Annotated in this window: 16 protein-coding genes; 13 read left to right on the forward strand and 3 right to left on the reverse strand. The window is 62.8% G+C overall.

Going from position 1 to position 17,742, the window contains the following annotated elements; genetic code table 11:
• Window positions 1-71 precede the first annotated feature (71 nt).
• The 4 genes from rpsT (at window position 72) to Thiosp_RS03630 (ending at window position 4,040) form a co-directional block, all read left to right on the forward strand.
• Window positions 72-338: a 30S ribosomal protein S20 gene (rpsT, locus tag Thiosp_RS03615; protein WP_201065943.1), complete on the forward strand. Its 267-nt coding sequence runs from the start codon at window positions 72-74 to the stop codon at window positions 336-338.
• Window positions 339-593: 255 nt separating this feature from the next.
• Entirely contained in the window at window positions 594-1,640 is a 1,047-nt protein-coding gene (locus Thiosp_RS03620; RefSeq protein WP_323696823.1) for a sugar transferase, read from the forward strand.
• Entirely contained in the window at window positions 1,640-2,905 is a 1,266-nt protein-coding gene (locus Thiosp_RS03625) for a glycosyltransferase (protein WP_201067269.1), read from the forward strand. The genes Thiosp_RS03620 and Thiosp_RS03625 overlap by 1 nt, the downstream gene beginning before the upstream one ends.
• A gap of 100 nt (window positions 2,906-3,005) precedes the next feature.
• Window positions 3,006-4,040: a glycosyltransferase family 2 protein gene (locus tag Thiosp_RS03630; RefSeq protein WP_201067267.1), complete on the forward strand. Its 1,035-nt coding sequence runs from the start codon at window positions 3,006-3,008 to the stop codon at window positions 4,038-4,040.
• On the opposite strand, the gene Thiosp_RS03635 is transcribed toward Thiosp_RS03630, so the two are convergent.
• Window positions 3,996-5,273: an O-antigen ligase family protein gene (locus Thiosp_RS03635; RefSeq protein WP_201067265.1), complete on the reverse strand. Its 1,278-nt coding sequence runs from the start codon at window positions 5,271-5,273 to the stop codon at window positions 3,996-3,998. The two genes, Thiosp_RS03630 and Thiosp_RS03635, sit on opposite strands and share 45 nt — an antisense overlap.
• A 77-nt stretch (window positions 5,274-5,350) precedes the next feature.
• On the opposite strand from Thiosp_RS03635, the gene Thiosp_RS03640 reads away from it, so the two are divergent.
• Together Thiosp_RS03640 and Thiosp_RS03645 are read left to right on the forward strand one after the other, a co-directional pair.
• Window positions 5,351-5,638: a hypothetical protein gene (locus Thiosp_RS03640; protein ID WP_201067263.1), complete on the forward strand. Its 288-nt coding sequence runs from the start codon at window positions 5,351-5,353 to the stop codon at window positions 5,636-5,638.
• Window positions 5,620-6,495, forward strand: a complete 876-nt coding sequence (locus tag Thiosp_RS03645) for a DUF6492 family protein (RefSeq protein ID WP_201067262.1) — start codon at window positions 5,620-5,622, stop codon at window positions 6,493-6,495. The genes Thiosp_RS03640 and Thiosp_RS03645 overlap by 19 nt, the downstream gene beginning before the upstream one ends.
• Before the next feature lie 47 nt (window positions 6,496-6,542).
• On the opposite strand, the gene Thiosp_RS03650 is transcribed toward Thiosp_RS03645, so the two are convergent.
• The gene (locus Thiosp_RS03650) at window positions 6,543-6,857 is read right to left on the reverse strand and encodes an addiction module antidote protein (protein ID WP_201067260.1); all 315 of its coding nucleotides are present in this window, start codon (window positions 6,855-6,857) and stop codon (window positions 6,543-6,545) included.
• 5 nt (window positions 6,858-6,862) lie between these two features.
• Complete coding sequence (locus tag Thiosp_RS03655; RefSeq protein ID WP_242518634.1) at window positions 6,863-7,204, reverse strand: type II toxin-antitoxin system RelE/ParE family toxin; 342 nt, start codon at window positions 7,202-7,204, stop codon at window positions 6,863-6,865.
• A gap of 88 nt (window positions 7,205-7,292) precedes the next feature.
• Here Thiosp_RS03655 and Thiosp_RS03660 point away from each other — a divergent pair, with 88 nt between their 5' ends.
• The 7 genes from Thiosp_RS03660 to Thiosp_RS03690 are packed head-to-tail and all read left to right on the forward strand — an operon-like array spanning window position 7,293 to window position 17,696.
• Window positions 7,293-8,183, forward strand: a complete 891-nt coding sequence (locus Thiosp_RS03660) for a hypothetical protein (protein WP_201067258.1) — start codon at window positions 7,293-7,295, stop codon at window positions 8,181-8,183.
• Between the two features lie 4 nt (window positions 8,184-8,187).
• Window positions 8,188-11,064 (forward strand): SLBB domain-containing protein, encoded by a 2,877-nt coding sequence (locus Thiosp_RS03665; protein WP_201067256.1) that lies wholly within the window; start codon window positions 8,188-8,190, stop codon window positions 11,062-11,064.
• A 34-nt stretch (window positions 11,065-11,098) separates the two neighbouring features.
• A complete protein-coding gene (locus Thiosp_RS03670; protein ID WP_201067254.1) occupies window positions 11,099-12,355 on the forward strand; it encodes a Wzz/FepE/Etk N-terminal domain-containing protein in 1,257 nt (418 codons plus the stop codon).
• Window positions 12,352-13,791 (forward strand): lipopolysaccharide biosynthesis protein, encoded by a 1,440-nt coding sequence (locus Thiosp_RS03675; protein ID WP_201067253.1) that lies wholly within the window; start codon window positions 12,352-12,354, stop codon window positions 13,789-13,791. Before Thiosp_RS03670 ends, Thiosp_RS03675 begins: the two co-directional genes overlap by 4 nt.
• A complete protein-coding gene (locus tag Thiosp_RS03680; RefSeq protein ID WP_201067252.1) occupies window positions 13,788-14,735 on the forward strand; it encodes a sulfotransferase family protein in 948 nt (315 codons plus the stop codon). The genes Thiosp_RS03675 and Thiosp_RS03680 overlap by 4 nt, the downstream gene beginning before the upstream one ends.
• Before the next feature lie 13 nt (window positions 14,736-14,748).
• Complete coding sequence (locus Thiosp_RS03685; RefSeq protein WP_201067251.1) at window positions 14,749-16,410, forward strand: WecB/TagA/CpsF family glycosyltransferase; 1,662 nt, start codon at window positions 14,749-14,751, stop codon at window positions 16,408-16,410.
• The gene (locus tag Thiosp_RS03690) at window positions 16,410-17,696 is read left to right on the forward strand and encodes a PP2C family protein-serine/threonine phosphatase (protein WP_201067250.1); all 1,287 of its coding nucleotides are present in this window, start codon (window positions 16,410-16,412) and stop codon (window positions 17,694-17,696) included. Before Thiosp_RS03685 ends, Thiosp_RS03690 begins: the two co-directional genes overlap by 1 nt.
• The last annotated feature ends 46 nt before the right edge of the window (window positions 17,697-17,742 follow it).

Raw genomic sequence — 17,742 nt, forward strand, 5'->3', positions numbered from 1 at the left:
ATTGATCGACTAACCTGATCGAATTTCTAACCGCTTTATTCTTTATCTACAGACGACGAGAGAGGACTCCCTTGGCTAACTCCGCTCAAGCCCGCAAGCGCGCCCGTCAGGCCGAAACACATCGTCAGCGCAGTGCCGCGCAGCGCAGCCAGTTCCGCACCGCGCTCAAAAAGGTGCTCAAAGCTATCGGCGCCGGCGACAAGGACGCGGCCACCGCCGCCTATCAGTCCGCGGTGCCAATCATTGATCGCGCGGCCAACAAGGGCCTGATTCACGACAACAAGGCCGCGCGCCACAAAAGCCGTCTCAACGCCAGACTGCGCGCCATGGCGTCCTGATGCCAAAGGCCTAAGTGCTTGGCTAACAAGGCTCAAAGACTGAGCCCAATAAGGGCTCTGGCCTGCGCTCAACATGGCCCAAGGCCTGACTTAAAGAAGCAAAGCGCAAATAGCCGAGCGCACTGAGAGGCTAAAATCAGCCGTAAGTGCGATTGATTATCAGCCGACTGACAAAAAAACCGCTGCCCGCATCGCCGGCAGCGGTTTTTTTATGTTGCTATAGATGATTGGCAATTCGTGTAGAGGACTGCAGCCATGCCGAATCAACCGAGCGACCAGACAACGGAGTCGGGTCTTTTCACCGCGACGGATGAGGCCGACGGCCGCCTGCGCATCCAAATGCCCAAGGAACTCTCGGTGGTGGAGGCGGTGCCCTTTCGCAACGCCTTCCGCTCGGTGTGTGAGGTGCCGGACCCGCCGCGCGAGCTGGTGCTGGATTTTGGCAAAACGCGCTTTCTTGACAGCAGTGGAATCGGCGCGCTCTCTGGCTGCATGAAGATCGCCAAGGCGCGGGATGTCGATCTGGCGCTGGCCTCGGTCGGGCCGGAGGTGCGCGCGGTGCTAACGCTGACTGGGCTGGATCGGGTGCTGCGCATCCTGAGCGATGATTCATCTGGTGGTCTGACGGGTGCGCCAACGGGCGCCCAGGCGGCGTCCGCGCGCGCGCCAAGCGCTGCTGATTTGCCGGTCACCCATGCCTCGATTCGCTCCAGGACCAAGCGCGTGCTTGATGTCATCGGCGCGCTGGTGGGGCTGGGTATCACTGGTGTTCTGTTCGTCCCCATCGCCATTGCGATCAAGCGCGAGAGTCCGGGGCCGGTGCTTTTTGGCCAGACGCGCTGCGGTTGGATGGGCCGGCGCTTCACCCTGTATAAGTTCCGCTCCATGGTCGCGGACGCCGAGGCGCGCAAGAGCGAAGTGAAGAACGAAGCCGAGGGCGCGATCTTCAAGGCCAAGGATGATCCGCGCATCACCCGGATCGGGCGGTTGCTGCGTCGCACCAGCCTGGATGAATTGCCGCAGTTCTGGAATGTGCTGCAGGGCTCGATGAGCCTGGTCGGCACCCGCCCGCCCACCCCGGATGAAATCGATCAGTACGATGTGCCGGAATGGCGCCGGCTGGACGTGAAGCCGGGGATTACCGGCGAGTGGCAGGTCAACGGGCGTTCATCGATTAAGAGCTTCGAGGACATTATTCGCCTCGATCTGCGCTATCAGCGCAACTGGAGCCTGTGGTACGACATCCGCCTGCTGTTCAAGACCGTGGCTGTGGTGTTCAGCAAGGACAGCGGGGCCATGTGATGACGACAGGTTCGCCCACCGCGCCAGCCATTCTGTTTCTGACCCCGGAATTGCCCTATCCGCCGCACAGCGGTGGGCGTATCAAGAGCTGGAAGCTGATCGAGTGGCTGGGCAATCGTTATCGCCTCGGTGTCGCCTGCGCGCTTAAGGGCGATGACGAGCAGCATCTGGCGGCCTTCCGCGCACGCGCGCGGCTGCATGGTCAAGAGGCCGGCCAACACGCTGATCAGCAGGCGGGTCACCAGGCTGATCTGGTTGCCGAGCCGGTGAAGATGCCGCGCTCGCTCAAGGCCCTGCTGCGCAGTTACCTAAAGCGCATTCCGCTCAATGTGCTGCGCACCCGCTCCGACACCTTGGCGCGAAAGATCGCCGCGCTGGCGCCGCGCTATGACCTGATCTTCTGTGATCACTATGAGGTGTTTCAGTACGTGCCGGATGACTTCACCGGGCCGGTTATTCTGCACGAGCACAACGCCTATTTCCTGATGTGGCGGCGCTATGCCGAGTCCGGCGGCAATCCGCTGATGCGCCTGGCCAGTTATCTGGAATCGGTGCGGGTGCGTCGCTATGAGCTGGCCGCCTGCGCGCGCGCCGATCTGATTTTCGCCTCGCCAAACGACATCGACAGCCTGGTCGCCACGGGCGCCGAGCGCGCCAAGTGCCGGGTGACCTATCACCTCGGCGATGAGGCGACGCTCAATCGTCCGCCGCTCGATTATGACCAAACCGAGCTGGCGCTGCTCTATGTCGGCACCCTGACATGGGAGGCCAATGTCGATGGGTTGCTGTGGTTCCTGGCCGAGGTCTGGCCGGGGCTGGTTGCCAAACATCCAGACGTGCGACTGCGCATCGCCGGCAAAAATCCCGATGTCCGTCTGCAACAGGCCGCAGCCGCGCATCCTGGTGTCGAATTGCTCGGCTTTGTCGACGACCTGGAACCGCTGTTCCAGCGTAGCCGGGTGTTCGTCGCGCCGCTGCGCTTTGGCGCCGGCATCAAGGTCAAGGTGCTGAGCGGCATGGGCCGTGGCCTGCCGACAGTGACCACCTCCGTCGGCAGCGAGGGGCTGGCTGTTGAGAACGGCGTCCAGGCCGCCATTGCCGACCAGGCGCCCGAGACCATTACCGCCATCGACCGACTCTTGACCGATCGCGCCCATTGGGAAGCCATGGCCAACGCCGCGCGCGAACTGATCGCGGAGCATTACACCTGGGATCGGGTGCTCGGCGACATGCAGCGTGAAATCGACGGCCTGTTGCAGCGATGACCGTTACAGCAATGAGCCTTGCAGCGATGACCCTTGCAGCGATGCCCCTTGATCCGATGGCAGAGATTGGCCATCCAAGCATGAGGTCGGCGCCGCGAGCATGAACCCGCGTGTCTACATCATTCTGGTCAACTGGAACGGCTGGCGCGACAGTATCGAGTGCCTGGAGTCCTTACTGCGCCTCGACTACGACAACTTTCGCGTGCTGCTGTGCGATAACGCATCAGCAGACGGCTCCCTGGATCATATCGCCGCTTGGGCCGCCGGCGAGGCAGCGTATTCCGCGCCAGCCGATTCTCCGCTCGCCCATCTGACCACACCAGCGTTGCCAAAACCGCTCGCCTTCGCGCGCCTCAACCGCGCCGCCGCCGAACTGGGCGAGCTGTCCGATGACCCGCCACTGGTGCTGGTCGACACCGGCGCCAATCTTGGCTTTGCCGGAGGTAACAATGTCGGTCTGCGCCATGCCCTCGCGCGTGGCGATGCCGACTATGTCTGGCTGCTCAACAACGATACTGTCGTCGATCCCTCCTGTCTCGGCGCCATGGTCCGCCGCCTGCAACAGGCCGGCCAGCCGGCGATGTGCGGCTCGCGCATCCTGTTCTACGAGAACCCCGGCGTGGTGCAAGCGCTCGGCGGCGGGCGTTTCAATCGCTGGACCGCCATCTGTTCGCAGTCCCTCGGGCGCTTTCTGCCGGCGGAGCAGCCGATCGATGCGGCCGACTATGAGCGGCGGATGACTTACATCGTCGGCTGCTCCTGGCTGTTGCCCAAGCAGTTTCTCGACGAGGTCGGTCTGATGGACGAGCGCTATTTTCTCTACTACGAAGAAGTTGACTGGGTGCTGGCGGCGCAAGGACGCTACGCGCTCTGCTATGCCGACGATGCCCGGGTCTATCACAAGGAAGGCAGCAGCATCGGCTCGCCCACCGGCGAGCGTCCGTCATCCAAGCTGTCGGATTTCTACATCTTTCGCAACAAGCTCTGGATCACCGCCAAGCATTTCCCGCTCGGCTTGCCGACGGTCTATCTGTTCTCGCTGGTGCAGGCCGTGCGCCGGGCGGTGCGGGGGCAATGGGACAAGTGTTGGCTAATTCTGGCGGTTTTGTTGGGCAAGCGGCGCTGTAAGCGCTGAGGCTTCAACCCTGAGTCCCAGCTCCTCGTAGTAACCAGCGGTCAGGGCAATGGCAAAAGCGGCCGTGGTGAGCCCCTGCATGTAGGCAAGGCCAGGATTGAGGATCAAATTCAGCGCCAGGGCGGTCATCATCATCAACAACGACCAGATGACCGGGTTATGGGCGCCATGCTGCTTGCGATAGGCCCAGTTGACCCGCAGCAGGCGCAGCAGGACCAGAAAGAGGAAATACACGTAGAGCCCGACACCGACCAGGCCCCATTTGAACGCGGTGCCGATGATGCCGAGGTCGGTTGGGAAAAACTTGTAGCCGAAAATATCCTGATAGGTCTTGCTGTAACCGCTGGATTGGCCATAACCAAACACGGGATGTTCCATGATGGTCTTCCACGCCAGGATATAGGATTTGGCGCGTACCTCGGCGCCATCGGCGTGCATGAAGGAATCAATCAAAAAGCCGCTGAGGCCGATCAGCAGCATTAGGCCGAGCGGCAAGACCAGCACCAGCAGGTTCATGCGATTCGCGCGACTGAGAAACAGCGGATAGATCATCATCGCCAGGGCCACGGTGGCCATTTGCGAGCGGGCCATGATCAATGACCACACGTAGCCGACCATCCCCAACACCAGCAGCCAGCCGAGCTTTTCCACTACCCGGTTGTGCTGGACCAGTCGAATCAGAGCGAAGCAGGTCAGGATGATCAGCGCGAAGGTGGGCGGTTTGAGCCGATAGCCGCGCCATTCGTCGTAGGTGACCAGATAGGACATGTAGCCGGTCGAGAAATAGGCGGCTTCCAGATCGACGCGATGGTAGCTCAGGATGTAATTGAGAATGATAATGATCAGGCTGACGACGAAAAGCTTCTCGAGTGTCGCCAGCGGCAGGCCGAGGCGATAAAGAAAATACAGCGTCGGCGCCAAAAAGATGATCATGAACTCGCGCGAGGCGAATAGGCTTGGCACAATGCCCACGCCGGCGTTGAGCGCGAAGGTGAGCGAGGAGCTGAACATGATGTAGCCAACCAGCACCGGCGCGCTCCAGAACCACCAGGTCCAGCGGATGGCGCGGTCGGTCAGTGCCGTGTAGAGCGCGCCATAGAAGAAGAGCGCGAAGGTGAGCGCCAGCCCCAGCTCCTGGAAGCGGTTGTTGAGAAAATACTTGCCACCCTGGTAGCCGGCGAAAAAAATCAGGACCAGCAGAAAGCCGATGATGCTCTGGACGGAAACGCGCACGCTGGTCTATCCCCAGATGGACTCAAGACGGGCTCAAGATGGGCTCAAAACGGTCTCAAGCCGGGTGATTCACTGTGATGAGACGTGAAAAGCCCGGTCGTGTCAGGGCCAGCCGCCTGCGGGTGACCACCGATCTGTTCTTCGCGATGGTCATGTTGCTGGTGATCATTCTCGGCTTTCTCGCCGCCGTGCTGGGACTGCTTTACTGGAGCAAGGTTGATTTGGGAATCGATTTGTTCGACCGTCATCTGTTTGCTGGTCAGCATCCTGTCACGTTGCCTATCTGCCAGGCTGCATTTCTCGCCGCAACGTCGGCACTGACGGCCCCTCTTTGCCAAGGTCAATCATGCAAAAAACCGTCCTAGTCACCCCAAGCTATGCGCCCGACTTTGAGCGCTGCCGCATTCTTTGTGACAGTGTGCGCCAGCATGTTGGCGGCCATGCCGAGCATGTCATTATCGTCGATCACCAGGACGAAGCACTGTTTTCCCAGTTGGCCGGTGATGGCACTCGCTTGCTCATCAAGCAGGACATGTTGCCTGGCTGGCTGTATCAGCTGCCCTTCGCGCGCAAATGGTGGCTGAATCTGTGTGGGCTGCCGGTGCGTGGCTGGATATTGCAGCAGATCGTCAAGCTATCTGTCGGCGAGGCGATTGACGCGGATTTGTATCTTTTTGCCGACTCGGATGTCGCCTTTGTCCGTCCGTTCGATGTCGGCAGTCTGGTGGACGCGGCCGGCCGCGTGCGCCTCTATGGCGGCGCGCGCAAGCCCCAGGATATCGCCGATCCGCGCCATCAGGCGTGGTATCGGCATGCCGGTAAAGTGTTTGACCTGACCGGGCCGGACTATCAACAACGCGATTATGTCAGCCAGCTGGTCGCCTGGCGGCGCGATACCCTAGTGCGTCTGACCCAACGCATTGGCGAGCATGGCCGGCGCAACTGGCAGGCCGTGCTGGCCAATACCCTGGATTTCTCGGAATATACCCTCTACGGTGTTTTTGCCGAACATGTCCTCGGCGAAGACTGCGGCCATCTCCTGGTCGATACCGAACTCTGCGACTGCTCCTGGCATCATGCGATCAACACCCAGGCGGATCTCAAGCGGTTCATCGAGCAGGTGCCGCCATCATTTCCCGCGGTGCTGATTCAATCAAACCTCGGCATCGCACCGGCGGATTATGCCCAGGTGCTACAAGACCGGTCCGCGGTTGGTTCCTGAATGCAGGGCGGTGCCAGAGGCCGGTGGGTAAGAGCGTCCCAATGCGCTCAGGCGGCCTTGGCCTCCAGCGGTTGCGCGACCAGCTTGACGCCCAGGGCATGGCAAACTTTGTAGATGGTCTCGAAACGCGGGTCGGCGCCGGCGCGGAGTGCTTTGTAAAGGGCTTCGCGGGTGATTCCGCTGGCCTTTGCAATTTCTGTCATACCGCGGGCGCGGGCGGCGGTGCCAAGCGCTTGCGCCAAAGCGTTTGGATCGTTCTCCTCCAGCACGATGGTGAGATATTCAGCGATTGCTTGGTCGTCTTCCAAGTGCTCGGTGATATCGAATTCGGGCAGATCGGCGATGCGAATTTTTTCAGTCATGGGTCTTAGTCCTCGAATTTGGAAGCCAACGCAATGGCTTTGGCGATATCAGTCTGCTGAGTGGATTTCTCCCCGCCGCCAAGCATCAGGATCAGGACCGGGCCTCGTTGGGTATAGTACATGCGCCATCCAGGGCCAAAGAACTCGCGCATCTCAAACACTCCATCGCCAACTGGCTTGACGTCGCCCAGGTTGCCAAACTGCGCTTTTTCAAGTCTCCGTGCCAGACGTCGCTTTACGGAGCCGTCTTTAATGCCCGAAAGCCAAGCACCAAACTCAGGCGTTTGTCTGATGGTGAACATCGCGGGAGCGTAATCGAATGGATACGGTTTCGTCAACGCGCTCATGTCTCAGACAGGCTTCGGGTTAGAATAGCGCGCGCTAATCGCCAGCAAAACACGCTGAAATCACGGGCCGTTCAGGTATCGTTACTTGATGTCTATCCACCTTCCTCTCGCCCTAATCGCGCTGGCGCTGCTGCTCAACGGCTGCGCGACCTCGGGGCCGGTGGGTTCGCGGCAGGTGGTCACCGAGGATGGGTATCGCGAGGCGGACCAGGTTGTTGAGCGCATTCCGGAGCGCTTCACGCCGATGTCGGCGTCCGTGCTCGCGGCCGAGAAGGAGTTGCCGGTGAAGTTCAGTAGCGGCTTTTTGTTGATCGACGACGCGGGTGCGATGCGCGAAAAATTGCCGGCGCCGTTCGATTCCCGCGCCGGGCTGGCGAGCGTGCTGGCGCGGCGGCTCAAAGCAACGCTTGTCCAGCCTGGCTATGATGGGCGCGAAACCAGTGGCCCGGTTGCGCTGACAGCCGTCTCTTTGCACGAACTCGACAGCGGCTGGTCGCCTAAACTAGCCGATGGGCTGGCCGCGCTTGCGCCACGGCTTTCCGCGACCACCAGGAATACCTTCAGCACCGCGCTGATCATCCTCAGTCGCGCCGAGCGTGTCGATGAGGCCGCCGTGCGTCAAGTAGCCGAGATGCGGGGCCGGTTTGGCGAGCGCTTGTGCGTCCATCTGGTCACGGTGGGCGACCCAAGCGCCTGCTTCAAACTGAAGACGTTCGATGCGTGCGGAACCGCGGTCACCGGCGCCTCGATCGCGGAGCCCGAGGCCATGGCAGCCTTTGCGCTGCGTGTCTTCTACGGTGATCCGCTCGACAGCGATGGCGATGGGGTGGCGAACTACCAGGACCGGTGCCCGCGCACCGGACGCGGGACGCGGGTGAACTGGAACGGTTGTCCGTTCGACGAATCGCGCCTGATGAAGCTCTTACCGCGAGAAATCACGGAGCAAGGCTGGGCCTTGCCGCCGCCCTCGAGCCTTTAGCGAGATGCGTGCCACTGCTTTTCTGATCATTCTCCTGCCGGCTTTTTGTGGGCTGGCAATCGCGTTCAGCTTGACTGCAAATGCGCAGCAACTGCCCATTTTCGACTCGCTCGATGAGCGTCAATTGATTGATCAAATGCGCGCCGCGCCATCCGGGCAGGATGAACCGCTCGCGCAGCCCGAGGTCGAGACGCAAGACGCCCCCGCGCCGAGCGATGTCGAGCCGGAAGAGCCCTCGGCCATCGAGCAGAAAGTGGCCGAGAGCCTGAACGAGGTCACCCTTGAAGAGAAGATCCAGCAGCAGCTGGTGCAGCCGGAGCTGAGCCAGTTTGGCTATGACCTCTTTGATCAGGCGCCAACCACCTTCGCGCCCGTGACCGACCTGCCGGTGCCGAGCGATTACATCATCGGGCCGGGCGATACGTTGATCGTGCAGGTCTACGGCAAGCTCAATGTCGAGTACAAGCTGGTCGTCACCCGCGACGGGCGTCTGCTGGTGCCGGAACTGGGGCCGGTGCAGGTCGGCGGGCTGAAGTTTGACCAGGCGCAAAATCTCCTGAGCGAGCGCTTTGCGCGGCAGATTATCGGTGCCAAGGCGGTGGTGACCATGGGGGATCTGCGCACCATCACCGTTTTGGTGGTGGGGGAGGTGGTCAAGCCCGGTGACTACAGCGTCAGCGGTCTGGCGACCCTGTTCAACACGCTGATCACCACGGGTGGCGTCAAGCGCATCGGCAGTCTGCGCGATATCCAACTTAAGCGTCGCGGCAAGACGCTGGCGACCCTCGATCTCTATGACGTGCTTCTGCGGGGAGATACCTCGGGCGACGTGACCCTGCAACATCAGGATGTCATCTTCGTGCCGCCGATCGGCCCCACCGTGGGCATCGGCGGCGAGGTGCAACGCCCGGCGATTTACGAGCTGCTCGGCTCGGATGAGGGCCCGGATGCCGACCCCAATGCCACACTCGGCACCGTGGGCGAGCTGATCGACCTCGCCGGCGGGCTGATGCCAACCGCCTCGCTCGCCGATGCCCATATCGAGCGCATTCAAGACGGCGAACGCTACACGTTGATCGCGGTTCCGCTCGACACGTCCGCCGGACGCGACACCGGGATTCAGGCGGGCGATATTCTGCGCATCTTTCCGGTCAGCCGTGCCATGGAGGATGTCGTGCTGCTCAGCGGTCATGTGCTGCGCCCCGGTGGCTTTCAGTTTCGCCCCGGCATGCGGGTGTCGGATCTGCTCAGCTCCCCGCGCCAGCTCAGGCCCAATGCCGATGTCTCCTTCGGCCTGCTGCGGCGCGAGAACCCGGACAGCCGCCGCCTTCAGATCGGCTATCTGGACATCGCGCGCATTTTCCGCCAGCCGGGTGGGCGCGCCGATGTTGAACTCAGACCCCGCGACGAGATTATCGTGTTCGATCTGCGCCAGCCGCGGGCGCAGCGGGTGGCGAATCTGGTGCGCGACCTGCGAACCCAGGCCGAGCCCGGGCGTTACCCGCCGATGGTGGTCGAGGTGCGCGGCCAGGTGCGCAACACCGGCGCCTTTCCACTGGCGGCGCGCGCGCGGCTGCTCGATGTAATCGGCTTCGCCGGCGGCGCCTTGGAGGAAGCCGATACGGGCTATGGGCTGATTGCCCGCCAGCACTCCACCGACGGTCGCCTGGAGTTCCTGAGTTTCAGCCTGAAGCGTGCCCAGGCCAGCACGCGCACTCCGGAGAATCCGCTGATCTATCCCGAGGATCGGATCTTTGTTTTCGACCGTAATGAGGAGCGCACGACCCTGATCGGCGATGAGCTCGACCGGCTGGTCGCGCAGACACCCTATGGCGAGGCCTCGCCGGTGGTCTATGTGCGCGGCGAGGTGCGCCACCCCGGGCGCTATCCGCTCGAACCCGGCATGCAACTGGCCGATCTGCTGCAAGCCGCCGGTGGGCTGACCGAGGAGTCCTTTGGCCTGTCGGCCGAGCTGACGCGTTTTGAGCTGCTGGCCGGCGAATATCAGGCCATCGAGCATCGCCAGGTGGAGCTGGCTGGAGTGGCCACCGAGGTCAATGGCGGCGACATCCTGCAGCCGCATGATGAGCTGGTGCTGCATCGCAAGCCCGACTGGCAACGGCGCGCGAGCGTGACCCTGGCCGGCGAGGTGCGCTTCCCTGGCGACTATCCCATTTCGCGCGGCGATACCCTGTGTCAGGTGATCAAGCGTGCCGGTGGTTTGTCCGACGGCGCCTATCCCTTCGGCGCGGTCTTCATTCGCGAGCGGGTGCGCGCGCAGCAACAGGAGGCGCTAGATCGCATTCAGGACAATCTCGACGATCTGCTGGTCAGACTGTCCCTATCCTTCGGGGCCAAGAACGACGAAAAGACCCCGGCCGGGGAGCGCAAGCAGGACTTGATCAAGGTCATCAATGAACTGAAGCGCAGCGAGGCCATCGGGCGCCTGGTCATCGATCTCGAAGGCGCCATGGATTGCTCTGGCGAGGCCAATATCACACTGCAGGACGGCGATCGGCTGACCGTGCCGACCATGGCTCATGAGGTGACAGTGGTCGGCGAGGTCTATCATCCAACCTCCCATCTGTACCGCAAGAAACTCAACAGTGCTGATTATGTCGAACTGAGCGGCGGCACCACCGTGCTGGCGCGGCGCAATCATGTCTTCGTGATCCAGGCCAATGGCGAGGTCATGTCCGTGCGTGGCGGCGACTGGCAACACGGCGCCGGGCGCGTCACCATCACCCCCGGCGCGACCATCTATGTACCGCTAAATGTGGATCGGATGAATCGCCTCGAAAGCGCCGAGTCCTGGTCACAGATCCTCTACCACCTAGGCATCACCGCGGCGAGCCTGAACGTGATCGGGCTGTTTGACTGATGTCGCCGTACCGCCTTGAGATTGCATCACCCTGATGAGCACGCCCGATCAGGATAACCAACCCAACGCCGCGCGCCAGTCGCTGGTCGCATCGAATCAGCCGGCGCTGCCCTATGGGCTCGAGGACGAGATCGACCTGATCGAGTATCTGGTCGCGGTGTTTCGCAACAAGCATTGGATTCTGCTGCTGGCATTCCTGATGGCCGGGGCCGGCTTCGGGCTTGCCAAGGTGCTGCCGCATCGCTATGAGGCGTCGGTCCAGTTGGCGCTGCGCGATCAGGTGAATCCGGGTGGTGTGGCGCCGGATGAGCGTCGCGCGCCCCAGGCGCTGACCTTGGTCGAGCAGAGTTTCGTGTTGCGCAATGTGAATGAAAATTATCGCCACATTGTGATGGCGCGCATGCGCAGCCGCACCTTCACCCTGCACTTCATCGAACACCGCAACCTCTTACCGGCGCTGTTTGAAAAGCAGTGGGATGCGGAAAAAAACGCCTGGCGCGATGATTTCAAGCCGGACATCAACCTGGCTGTGCGACTGTTTCGCGAGCAGGTGCGCACTGTCGTGCACAACCCTGAGAACGACCTGATGCGGGTCTATGTGCGCTGGAGCAATCCCAGGCTGGCGGCGGACTGGGCCAATGCCTTTGTGCATGACTTCAACGACTACTGGCGCGAGCGTGTCATCGAAGAAAGCGACCGCAAACGCGCCTTCCTGCTCGAGCAGTTGCGCGAGACCTCGGTGGTCGATCTGGAAAAATCCATCTACCGCATGATCGAGGCCGAAACCGCCGTTGAAATGCTGGCCCGCGCGCGCGATAACTATGTGCTGGAAGTGCTCGATGCGGCGGTTCCGCCGGACTACAAGTTCAGCCCATCGACCAAGCGTCTGGTGCTGATGGGGTTTTTCGGTGGCTTTGGCCTCGGAGTGGTCGGCGCCATCGGTTCCGTGCTGGTCCGGCGCATCTTCAAGGCCATGCAGGCCTATCGGGCGCGTACCGAAAGCCGGCCGCTGGCGCGTCGCGAGTCCGGTGGCCGCGCCGGCGGTCAGTCAGGCCGCGATTTCGATGCTGGTTTTGGTGATGATTTCGGCGGTGATGACACGGGTGATCCTGGCGGTGATTCCATGGCCGGCCTCCGCGATGATGCCAGCGATGAGCCCAGCGGCGATCCCAGCATCGATCCCAGCAGAGGCCCCGAATCCGGCCTCGGATCTGATTCCACAACGGGCCCTAGATCCGGCTCCACCCCTGGCTCGGCGCGACGCGAGCCCTACCTGAGCGACCTCGATTGAAGACCGAGCCAACCAATCCAAGCGCGCGACTAAGCGCAAAATTGCGCAAGGCCTTGCCGGCACTCGCGGTGCGCGGAGGTGGCCTCGGCTTGCAGATCGCGATGAGCATCGTCATCGCCCGGTTGCTCGGCGCCGAAGGCATGGGGCTTTATACCCTCTATGTCACCTGGCTGGTGCTCTTTGCTGATCTGATTGGGATCGGCATGCCGGTCTATGCGCTGCGCACCGTGGCGGCGCTCAAGGCACAGGGGCAGGGCATGGCCGTGGGTGCCTTTCTCTGGCGGGCGCTTGGGCTGGTCTTTTTAATCGGCGCCGCGCTGATGCTGTTGCCCTGGTTTTTCGCCGCGCCCATGGCCGCCGTGGTCGCCGACGATGCCAGCCTTGCTCCAGCGCTGAAGGTGGCCGCTGCTGGTGCACTGCTCTTTGCCGGCATGCGCATTTTGGCCGAAGCTCTGAAGGGCGCCGGCGCCACGCAGCGCGCGCTTTTTGCTGAATCCGCCATCATCCCGCTGGTGGTGCTGGGGCTGCTGCCGCTGCTGGTGGCGCGGGGCTGGCTGAACGGGGAGCATCTGTTGTGGCTGCATGTCTTGTCCGTGGCGCTTGCCTTGTGCCTGACGCTGGCATTCTGGTTGGCCGCCAAACCGCGGGACGATGACCAGAACATCGATCGAGGTGATGGCCGCTTGCCCCAGGCCGCCAAATCCCGCGCTTATGATCAAAATCGGAGTGAGAAGCCAGCGCTGTTAGCCGCGCGGCCCCAAGACGCCAAGCCGCCGTCGCCACGGGTGATCTCATCCGCCTTGCCGCCGCTCTGGGGCGGGACCTTGCTCAACATGGCCTACGTCAGCCTGCCAATCCTGATCCTGCCGCAGTTTGCCAACGTCGACGAATTGGGCCTGTTCGGCGCGGCTTTTCGGTTGATTAATTTGGTCACCGTTATTCTGGTGACCCTAGCGGCCATTTTCGGCCCCCAGTTCGCAGCGGCTTATGCGCTGAAAGATGCTGCAGGGCTGCGGCGGCTGCTCAAGCGCAGTCAGCAGTTCTCGCTCATCCTTTACGGGCCGGTGTTCATCGCGTTCACGGTCTTTGCCGCCCCGGTGCTTGGGCTCTTTGGCGAGGAGTTTCGCGCGGCCGCCATGCTGCTCGCGATCATGGCCCTGGGGCAGTTGGTCAATGCCGCCACCGGTCTGGTCGGCTACCTGCTGAACATGATGCACCGCGAGCGCACCGAGTTTCTAATTCTGCTCGTCACCGGCGTGCTGATGACCGCCGCGATGATAGTCGGCGGCATGCAGGCGGGCGTGCTCGGCGTGACCTTCGCCTACAGTGGCGGCTTGATGCTTAAAAATCTCCTGTCCCTGGTCTTCTCCCTCAAGGCGCTGCGCGACCTGGAAAAGGCTAAGGCGCCCTTGTCTGAATCCGAGTTCCAACCATGACCACCGCAAAGCCGCTTGATTTCGTCATCATCGGTGCGCAGAAGTCCGGCACCACCTCGCTGTTTCGCTATCTGGAAAAGCACCCGGAGCTGTTCCTGCCGCCGGAGAAGGAGCTGCCGTTTTTTAGTCGCGATGACCTGTTCAGTGCCGGCTGGCCGGCCCTGGTGGCAGAGCATTTCGGCGGTGCGCAATCCTATCAGCTGTGGGGGACCGCGAGTCCGCAGTATCTGGCCGACCCGCGCGTAGCCAAGCGTTTGGCCGAGGCCAACCCGAACATGCGCCTGATCGCGCTGCTGCGCAATCCGATTGATCGCGCCTTCTCGCATTTCACCATGTCGCTGCGCCGGGGGATGGAGACGCGCGATTTCGCCCAGGCCGCGAGCGAATTGCTCAACCCCGAGGCCCTGGCGCGCGACCGCGACGCCATCCCGCCCGATTATGCCGAGGGCTACGCGCAGGCCAATGAGGAGGTGACACGCTATTATTTTGTCTGGAGCGAGTATGCCCGGGCGCTGGAGCGCTTTCTGAGCGAATTCCCGCGCGAGCAGTTGCTGATCCTTTTCATGGAGGACATGCAGCGCGAGCCCCAGGCGAGCATCGACGCGGTGCTGGAATTTCTCGGACTGCCAGCGGATTATCAGCCGCCAAATCTCGGCAAGGTGTATCACAAGGGCGGCGGGCGTCAGCTCATCCCCAATGCCTGGCGCGAGGCGCTCAAGCGCAACGGCGTCTTTCGCGCGGTCTGGGACCGGGTGCCGCCACGCACTCGCGGCATCATCAACTATTGGTACGATCAGCTCAATGTGCGCAAGGGCAAGGGGGCCGGGATCGTCGCGCCCACACCGGAGACGCGCCAGCGGCTGGCGGAGCATTTCGCCCCCGATGTGCGCCAGGTCGAGGAACTCGCCGGCAAGCCGGCGCCTTGGGCCGATTTCGCGCAATGAAGCAGGTGGGCGCATGAATCAGAACAACCAGCCATCGGGCCAGGTCACACTCATCCTCGGGATTCCGGTCGATGATCTGACCCCGGAGCTGGTGGTCGAGCGTACCCTGGCCTTGATTGCAGCCTATCGCCGGGATGGTCGGGCGCGCCAGATCGTCACCGTCAATGTGGATTTTCTGACCAATGCCCTCGGCTGGACGCCCTGGTCGGCGCCGCGCCACCCGGAGCTGCTGGAGATTCTGCGCCGCGCCGATCTGGTCACCGCCGACGGCATGCCGGTGGTGTGGCTCGCGCGGCTGCTGGGTACCCCGCTGCGCGGTCGCGTCACCGGGGCCGATCTGGTCCCGGCGCTGGCCGCCGCGCTGGCGCGGAGCGGGCAATCGCTCTACCTGCTTGGCGGACGTGGCGAGGTCGGGCAGCAGGCGGCGGATAAACTGGTGGCGGAGCATCCCGATCTGCGCATCGCCGGCGTGCATTCGCCCTTCGTGCAGACCGAGGGCGAGGCCATGCTGCTGTCGGATGAGGAAGACGCCGAGATCGTCGCGCGCATCAATGCCGTCGAGCCGGATGTGCTGCTGATCGGCTTCGGCAACCCCAAGCAGGAGATCTGGTTTCACCGCAATCGCCACCGGCTCAAGGCCGGGGTCAGCATCGGCATCGGCGGCACCTTTGAGTTCATCGTCGGGCGGGTGGCGCGCGCGCCCGTGTGGATGCAGCGCACCGGTCTGGAGTGGATCTGGCGCATCAGCCAGGACCCGAAACGCCTGTGGAAGCGCTATGCCGTTGGCTTCGCCAAGCTGGGCGTGATGACCGTGCCGCTGGTGGCGCATTATCACCTGCAACGCCGGCTTCAGGGCCTGCGTCAAAGATGGCGAAAATCCCGGACTGACCAGGCAAGTGCTGACCGCGCGAACCCTGATCTGACGAACCAGACGCGGGCACCAGCGCCGCAACAGGACGCCACCCTCGCGGCCGATGCCGCTGCCGCATCCCGACGCCGAATGCTGCTTTTGCCCGAGGTCGCCGATGCCGCCTGGGTCAAGACCCAACAGCCTCAAGCCGACACCCCGGATCAGGCCGAGCTGGTGGTGGATTTCACTCAGGTCCGCTTTCTGGATTCGAGCGCGCTCGGTTATCTCGCCCGCCTGTGGAAGTCGCGCCAGAATGCCGGTGCACCCGTTCGCGCCGAGGGACTCGAACGGACCCCGGCGGCCAGTCTGCTGAAAATGACCCGAACCTGGGATCTGTTCAAACAGGGCATTGCCACCGTGGCGGACGCGGACCAGCCCGTGGCGAACCAAGATCCGCAAGCCTCCAAAATCCCCGGCATCGCCGACTGGCAGTTCTCCCTGGCCGAGTCTCCAGATATCGCCATTGCCATGCCCGGCAACCGACTGGACGCGGACCGGGCCCGACGCCTGGACCTGGATGCCTTGGCCGCGCAACTCGGCAACCGGCATCTGCTGCTCGACCTCAGCGACCTGGCCTTTATTGACAGCACCGGGCTTGGCGCCCTGTTCCGCCTGCAACGCAAGCTCCAAGGGCATGACCGTCGGCTGCTCCTGTGCGCGCCACAACCAGCGGTGCGTCAGTTGCTGGATATTACCCGCCTGACCGCCTTGTTCGAGCTGGCTGCGAACCGCGAACAGGCGCTGCGCCGCTTGGAGACGGCCTGATGAGAACCCCGATGCGGATTCTGGTCGTTGATGACGATGCCTGGATGCGCCAGGCGCTGGTGGCCATGCTCAACGCCTGGGACTATGAGCCTCTGGAGGCCGCTGATGGCGAAGAGGCCTGGGCGATGCTGCGGCAGAATCCGGTCAGTCTGGTGCTGTGCGACTGGATGATGCCCAAGCTCGATGGCGTTGAGCTGTGCCGGCGGCTGCGCGCCGCCGACTGGCCGCACTACATCTATGTGATTTTGCTGACCGGCAAGGATCAAACCGCCGATCTGATCGCCGCCTTCGAAGCCGGCGCTGATGATTTTCACACCAAACCGGTCAAGGCCGGCGAGCTGCGGGTGCGCATTCGCGCCGCGCGGCGCGTGCTCGACCTGGAGCGCGCCCTGGTCGCGCGCAACGGCGAACTCCAAGGCATGAACCGGGCGCTCGCTGCCAGTCAGGAGCGCATCCAGCGTGACCTGCAAGCGGCGGCGGAAATTCAGCGCGATTTGCTGCCACACTCAGCCGCGCTCGGTCTCCCGGTGCGTCTGGCTTGGTCGCTGATGCCCGCCGATGAACTGGCCGGTGACAGTTTCAATGTCTTTGCCTTCGACGAGCGCTATCTGGGCTTCTACGTCATCGACGTGTCCGGCCACGGCGTACCGGCCGCCATGCTCTCGGTGCATCTCGCGCGCACCCTGGCCCCGGAGCCCCGTCCGGACAGCCTGGTGCGTCGCCCGGAGGCACCCGCGCAAAAATCGCCCGGGCGCCTGCGCTTTGGTCGCGGAACAAACGTGAGTGACGCGCCGCTCTATCGCGCGCCGGTGGAGGTGCTGACGCGGCTTAATCAGAGCCTGCTCGATGATGATCGCGGCAGTCTCTATTTCACGATGATTTATGGCATCCTCGACACCGTTACTGGCCAAGGCGAGCTGTGCCAGGCCGGGCACCCCTATCCGTTGATCTGCCGCGCCGATGGCCAGGTGGAACAGCTGGGCGAAGGCGGTTTCCCGGTCGGCCTGCTGCCAGATGCCGAGTACGATGCCGTCGCTTTCAGCCTCGCGCCCGGCGAGCGGCTGTTGCTCTATTCCGACGGCGCGACCGAGTGCTTCGACGCCGAACAGGTGGCCTTCGGCGATGACCGGCTGCGCGCGGCCCTGGCCGCCGGGTGCGAACAGCCGCTGGAGCGGATGGTCAGCGGTATCGAGCAGGCATTGCGCGACTGGCAATGCCAGGATGCATCGACGCAGGCAGCGGGTTTTGGCGATGATGTATCACTGCTGGCGATTGAGCGCGCGTGAGGACCCGGGAATCATCGGTTCTTCAGGAATGGTTGCATCCTAACGC

The organism is Thiorhodovibrio litoralis (genome assembly GCF_033954455.1).
Classification (GTDB): domain Bacteria; phylum Pseudomonadota; class Gammaproteobacteria; order Chromatiales; family Chromatiaceae; genus Thiorhodovibrio; species Thiorhodovibrio litoralis.